The organism is Burkholderia sp. lig30 (genome assembly GCF_000687455.2).
Classification (GTDB): domain Bacteria; phylum Pseudomonadota; class Gammaproteobacteria; order Burkholderiales; family Burkholderiaceae; genus Burkholderia.
This window is the reverse complement of sequence record NZ_JGVW01000029.1, coordinates 1-503: the sequence shown is the minus strand read 5'-3', so window position 1 is coordinate 503 and position 503 is coordinate 1. Positions and strand designations below refer to the sequence as shown.

Genomic DNA, 503 nt, shown 5'->3' with positions numbered 1-503 from the left:
CGCGCGGCGGCGTGCGCCGCAATCGCACCGACCGGCTGATCGACGATCTCGAAGCGATCCGCCGCGCGCTCGGCATCGAACGATGGGGCGTCGTCGGCGGTTCGTGGGGCGCGGCGCTCGCGCTCGCCTATGCGGGGCAGCACCCCGAGCATGTCGCCGGCGTCGTGTTGCGCGGCCTCTTCCTGACGTCGAAACGCGAAGTCCGGCGCCTGTTCGTGACGTCCCGCACGCGCGCGCCGCGCGCCTGGAAGCGGCTGTGCGACGCGGCGCGCGCGTGCGGGACGTCACGAACAGGCGCCGGACTTCGCGTTTCGACGTCAGGAAGAGGCCGCGCAACACGACGCCGGCGACATGCTCGGGGTGCTGCCCCGCATAGGCGAGCGCGAGCGCCGCGCCCCACGAACCGCCGACGACGCCCCATCGTTCGATGCCGAGCGCGCGGCGGATCGCTTCGAGATCGTCGATCAGCCGGTCGGTGCGATTGCGGCGCACGCCGCCGCGCG

2 pseudogenes are annotated in these 503 nt (G+C 73.8%); one reads left to right on the top strand and one right to left on the bottom strand.

Annotated features, from left to right (window positions below):
• A pseudogene (locus tag LIG30_RS25895) lies at nucleotides 1-270 on the top strand (alpha/beta fold hydrolase); the annotation flags it as partial.
• 108 nt (nucleotides 271-378) lie between these two features.
• Here LIG30_RS25895 and LIG30_RS27585 read toward each other — a convergent pair.
• A pseudogene (locus tag LIG30_RS27585) lies at nucleotides 379-492 on the bottom strand (alpha/beta fold hydrolase); the annotation flags it as partial.
• Between the last annotated feature and the right edge of the window lie 11 nt (nucleotides 493-503).